The organism is Arthrobacter sp. P1_A5, from assembly GCF_056406825.1.
This window is the reverse complement of sequence record NZ_JBFTZL010000225.1, coordinates 1-5,245: the sequence shown is the minus strand read 5'-3', so window position 1 is coordinate 5,245 and position 5,245 is coordinate 1. Positions and strand designations below refer to the sequence as shown.

Below are 5,245 nucleotides of genomic sequence, written 5' to 3'. Positions count from 1 at the left end.
GGCCGGCTCCTGGGCCTGGCCAAAGCCCTCGTGACCGAAATGCCCCACACCCTCACCGCCCTGGAAACCGGGCAGCTGAACGAATGGCGCGCCACCCTGCTCGTGCGCGAAACCGCCTCCCTGACCGCCGCCGACCGGGCCGCCGTCGACGAGGAACTCGCGCCCGACACCGGGACGTTCGCCGGTGCCGGTGACCGGTCCCTGGTCGCCGCGGCCCGGGCCGCCGCCTACAAGGCCCTCACCGGGCACGCCCACACCCTCCGCGCCGCCGGGGACCCGAGGGGCCGCGGGCAGCTGATGGCCGATGACCTGGTCGAACGCAGCACCGGGACCCCGGGCGGGATCAGCGGCGTCGAGATCCAGCTCGTCATCACCGACCGCGCCCTCTTCCAGGCCGGCGCCGAACCCGCCCGGCTCCCCGGCTACGGCACCGTCCCCCCCGGCTGGACCGCCCACTCCGCACCCGGTCCCCGCCACACGCTCGAAATAACCACTCCGACCGGCCACACCTACCGTTCCACCGCACCACCCCTGCCGGGGACACTGCTTCGCCCACCAGCCACAGACCAGCCAGGTTCCGAGCCGGGTTCCCGCCAGCTTCACCTGATCCGGGTTCGGGCGAAGGCTCTCAAGAGCCGCAAACGCGCTGCCGTTGCGGCGGCCTAAGCGCGATGAGGGCCGGACAAGACGCGAGCACCGCACAAACACGAGTGCCGCCGTCGAGTCTTACAACTCGACGGCGGCACGTCATTGCCAGGCGCATCACTGGGCTCCGGCCCTCGGCCCGGGAGCCTCAGGTCTGGAACTCTACGACAACCGGGCGGGCAGCGTCTTGGGCTTGAAGGAAGGCCGGGTGGCCTCGTACGCGGTGATGTCGGGTTCGTGCTTCAGGGTCAGCCCGATGTCGTCCAGGCCCTCGAGGAGGCGCCACCGCGTGTAGTCATCAATCTCGAACGGCGCCACAATGTTGCCGCACTGCACGGTCTTGGACACGAGGTCCACCGTCACCTCGGTGCCCGGGGCGTTTTCAAGTTCTTTCCAAATGAGCTCGATGTCATCCTGGGCGACTTCGGCGGCAAGCAGGCCCTGCTTGCCGGAGTTGCCCCGGAAGATGTCGGCAAAGCGCGAGGACAGGACCGTCTTGAAGCCGAAGTCCTTCAGCGCCCAGACGGCGTGCTCGCGGGAGGAACCGGTGCCAAAATCGGGACCGGCCACCAGAACGGATCCTGCATTGAACGGCGCCTGGTTCAGGATGAAGGACGGGTCCTTGCGCCACGCGGCGAAGAGCGCGTCCTCAAAGCCGGTGCGCGTGATGCGCTTGAGGTACACGGCGGGGATGATCTGGTCCGTGTCGACGTTGCTCTGGCGCAGCGGGACACCGATTCCGGTGTGAGTGGTGAACTTTTCCATGGCGGATCCTTCGGGACTGTGTGGATCGAAACTGTATGGATCGAGGCTGTGTGGAGCGAGGCTTCGGATCTGGGCGGGAACTGCGCGGCGGAGACTACGCGGCGCCGACTCGGACCGCCGCGGACTCCGGAGCAGGGTCCAGATCCGACGGCGAACTCAGGGTGCCTCGGACCGCCGTCGCCGCAGCGACCACGGGCGAGACGAGGTGGGTGCGGCCGCCCTTGCCCTGGCGCCCCTCGAAGTTCCGGTTGGAAGTGGAGGCGCAGCGCTCCCCCACCTCCAGCTGGTCCGGGTTCATGCCCAGGCACATGGAGCAGCCGGCGAAGCGCCACTCGGCCCCGAAGTCCTTGAAGACCTTGTCCAGGCCCTCAGCCTCAGCCTCAAGCCGGACGCGGGCGGAGCCGGGCACCACCAGCATGCGCACGGCCGGGTCCTTGGTCCGGCCCCGGATGATGTCGGCGGCGGCCCGGAGGTCCTCCATCCGGGAGTTCGTGCAGGAGCCCAGGAACACCGTGTCCACCCGGATGTCCTTCATCGGGGTGCCGGCCTCAAGCCCCATGTACTGCAGGGCGCGTTCGGCGGCGGCCTTGGCGTTCTCATCGCCGAAGTCATCGGGCGAGGGCACCTTTGCGGACAGCGACACGCCCTGGCCCGGGTTGGTTCCCCACGTCACGAACGGTTCCAGGGTGTCGGCATCGAGATCCACCTCGACGTCGAACGCTGCGTCGTCGTCGGTGTGCAGCGTGTTCCAGTATTCGACGGCGGCATCCCAGTCGGCGCCCTCGGGCGCATGCGGGCGGCCGTGCATGTAGTCGTACGTGGTCTGGTCCGGAGCCACCAGCCCGGCGCGGGCGCCGGCCTCGATGGACATGTTGCAGATGGTCATCCGGGCTTCCATGGACAGCGCACGGATTGCGGAGCCGCGGTATTCCAGCACGTAGCCCTGCCCGCCGCCGGTGCCGATCTTGGCGATGACGGCCAGGATGATGTCCTTGGCGCTCACGCCGGGGCGCAGCGTGCCCTCAACATTGATCGCCATGGTCTTGAACGGCTTCAGGGACAGCGTCTGGGTGGCCATGACGTGCTCCACCTCGGAGGTGCCGATGCCCATGGCGAGCGCTCCAAAGGCACCGTGGGTTGAGGTGTGCGAGTCGCCGCAGACCACGGTCATGCCGGGCTGCGTGAGGCCCAGCTGGGGGCCCACCACGTGCACGATTCCCTGCTCGGCGTCGCCGAGGGAGTGCAGGCGGACGCCAAACTCCTGGCAGTTGTTGCGAAGGGTCTGGATCTGGGTCCGGCTGGTGAGATCGGCAATTGGCTTATCGATATCCAGCGTGGGAGTGTTGTGGTCCTCGGTGGCGATGGTGAGGTCCGGGCGGCGCAGCTTGCGGCCGGCGAGCCGCAGACCTTCAAAGGCCTGCGGCGACGTCACCTCGTGCACCAGGTGGAGGTCAATGAAGAGGAGATCCGGCTGGGCGTTGACTCCTTCGCCGTCCCCCTTGCGCACAACGTGCGCGTCCCAGACCTTCTCGGCCAGTGTCTTTGCCACGGCCTGCTCCCTTCACTGCGGTAAGTATTGTGCGTTCCGACGGACTATCTCTTCCACTGAACCAGCACAGCCAAGTAATACGCCAGCGCGTTGACTTGCATCTCAGATAATGAGACGTCAATATCATTACATGGACAATTCTAGTGGAGTCGGTGTCATCGATAAAGCGGCCCATGTGCTTGACGCACTTGAGGCCGRCCCCACCACCCTGGCGCAGCTGGTGGCGGCCACGGGACTGGCCCGGCCCACCGTGCACCGGCTGGCTCTCGCCCTGGTGCACCACAGGCTCGTGAGCCGCGATATCCAGGGCCGCTTCGTGCTCGGGAGCCGTCTGGTGGAACTGGCCTCCGCCGCTGGCGAGGACCGCCTCATCGCCTCCGCCGGCCCCGTGCTCATGCAGCTGCGCGACGCCACCGGCGAAAGCGCCCAGATCTTCCGCCGCCAGGGCGACTGGCGCGTCTGCGTGGCCTCCGCCGAACGCCCGATCGGGCTGCGCGACACCATCCCCGTCGGCACCCAGCTGTCCATGAAGGCCGGCTCCGCCGCCCAAGTGCTGCTGGCGTGGGAGGACCATGACCGCCTCCTGGAAGGCCTCCAGTCCGCCCGCTTCACCCCCACCGTCCTGGCCGGAGTACGACGCCGGGGCTGGGGCCAGAGCCTCGGCGAACGCGAGCCCGGTGTCGCCTCCGTTTCCGCCCCCGTCCGCGGGCCGTCCGGCCGCGTGATTGCCGCGGTGTCCATCTCCGGCCCGATCGAGCGCCTGACCCGCCAACCGGGGCGCCTGCACGCCGAAGTGGTCTGCAACGCCGGCCGTGTCCTGACGGAAGCGCTGCGCAAGACCAACGACTAAGTATGCTGTGGCCATGAACAGCTATGCGGTCTTCCTGCGGGGCATCAACGTGGGCGGCATCAATATCAAGATGGCCGATCTCAAGAACGCCCTGAAGTCCCGGCCATTTTCGGGTGTCGTGACCCTGTTGGCCAGCGGCAACGTCGTGCTGGCCAGCGAGCTGGATCCGGCCGGCGTCAAAAAGGAATTCGAGGCGTGCCTGCGGGAAACCTTCGGCTACGACGCCTGGGTAGTTGTGCTCACCGCGGGCCGTGTGGCAGCCCTGGTCGACGCGTGCCCCTACCCGGCCGACGACGCGTCCACCCATACGTACCTGACGCTCGCCTCTGATGAAGAGGTCCTCTCGGAGCTGCTCGAGGCAGGCAGGGCCTTGGACAGGGCCGAGCTCACCCGGCTGGGCCCGGAAGCCCTGGCCTGGCTCGCCCCCGCCGGCGGCACTCTGGACAGCCCTTTCAGCAAGCTCTCCTCGAAGGCGAAGTACAAGGCTGCCACCACCACACGCAACCTCCGCACCATGATCAAGGTCCGCGACGCCGCGGCCGGGATTTAGGCAGGCCGCATCCGGCCGGCCGCGCACGGACGGCTCACTGCCGACCCGCGGCGGCCTTCAGCGTGGCAGTGAACTTCGCCAGGCGGCTGACCTCACGTTCCACGGGCACCACGACAAGTTCCCCCGCGACGGCGGCGACGGCGGCTGTCAGTCGCTTCCGTGCCACGGCACTGCGTGACGCTGCCGCAGCTCTGGAGATGAACCGCGCCCCAATCGCCAGGACGATGCCCAGCAGCAGTCCCCCGGCGATCATCACGGTAGGAACCGGCCAGCCCTGGACCCGTGGGACCTCGGGCACGGGCAGTTGCAGGTAGCCGAGCGCAGCCAGTACTCCCAGCCACGCGAACCCGGCCAGGGCCGTTACCAAGGCGAGCCACTGAACCGCATTGAACCCACCCCACCACCAGGACTTCGTGCCAGCGGACAACTCTGTGGAGGCAATTGCCTGGTCCAGGGCATCCGGCAGCCGGTCGTTTGCTTCCCGGGCGGCGCCGCGGATGGCCGCCCGCCACGGGCCAGGGGCACCTGCGGACGCCGCCTCAGCGAATTCCCGGACGGCGGCATCGGTCCGCGCCTGTTCCGGCGCCCCGGCAGGAGGCAGCGAGGTCCGGTTCAGCTCAGGTATGGCGCCCTCGCGGCGCAAGTTCAGACGTCGCAGCGGATCCGGCCGGAACCTTGCCAGCCAGCGGGTCACCGGCCAGCCCGTGCGCCGGGTTGCCTCCAGGCGGTAGGACCGGGCGACGGCGTCGACCACCAACGGCACATTGGCGGCCACAGCCAACTCCCCCGCCAGCCGGGCCTTGGACGCGGCCGTCGCACCGGCGGCCGTCCCGCCACCCGCGGCCGTCGTGCCGCCCGCGGGCAGGCCGCCGCCCGCGGGCAGGCC

At 68.8% G+C, this 5,245-nt stretch carries 4 protein-coding genes and 2 pseudogenes; 3 read left to right on the top strand and 3 right to left on the bottom strand.

The window, feature by feature from the left end:
• Positions 1–666: pseudogene (locus AC1D1S_RS19100) on the top strand (HNH endonuclease); the annotation flags it as partial.
• A gap of 141 nt (positions 667–807) precedes the next feature.
• Here AC1D1S_RS19100 and leuD read toward each other — a convergent pair.
• Positions 808–1,410 carry a 3-isopropylmalate dehydratase small subunit gene (leuD, locus tag AC1D1S_RS19095; protein WP_018773513.1) on the bottom strand — a complete coding sequence of 201 codons (603 nt, stop codon included), beginning with the start codon at positions 1,408–1,410 and terminating at the stop codon, positions 808–810.
• A gap of 94 nt (positions 1,411–1,504) precedes the next feature.
• On the bottom strand, positions 1,505–2,959 hold the full coding sequence (gene leuC, locus AC1D1S_RS19090) for a 3-isopropylmalate dehydratase large subunit (protein ID WP_243177120.1): 1,455 nt from the start codon (positions 2,957–2,959) through the stop codon (positions 1,505–1,507).
• A gap of 130 nt (positions 2,960–3,089) precedes the next feature.
• On the opposite strand from leuC, the gene AC1D1S_RS19085 reads away from it, so the two are divergent.
• Both AC1D1S_RS19085 and AC1D1S_RS19080 read left to right on the top strand, forming a co-directional pair.
• Complete coding sequence (locus tag AC1D1S_RS19085) at positions 3,090–3,809, top strand: IclR family transcriptional regulator (protein WP_476995204.1); 720 nt, start codon at positions 3,090–3,092, stop codon at positions 3,807–3,809.
• Positions 3,810–3,822: 13 nt separating this feature from the next.
• On the top strand, positions 3,823–4,359 hold the full coding sequence (locus AC1D1S_RS19080) for a DUF1697 domain-containing protein (protein WP_459385143.1): 537 nt from the start codon (positions 3,823–3,825) through the stop codon (positions 4,357–4,359).
• Between the two features lie 34 nt (positions 4,360–4,393).
• On the opposite strand, the pseudogene AC1D1S_RS19075 reads toward AC1D1S_RS19080, so the two are convergent.
• Positions 4,394–5,245 (bottom strand): annotated as a pseudogene (locus tag AC1D1S_RS19075) (ABC transporter); the annotation flags it as partial.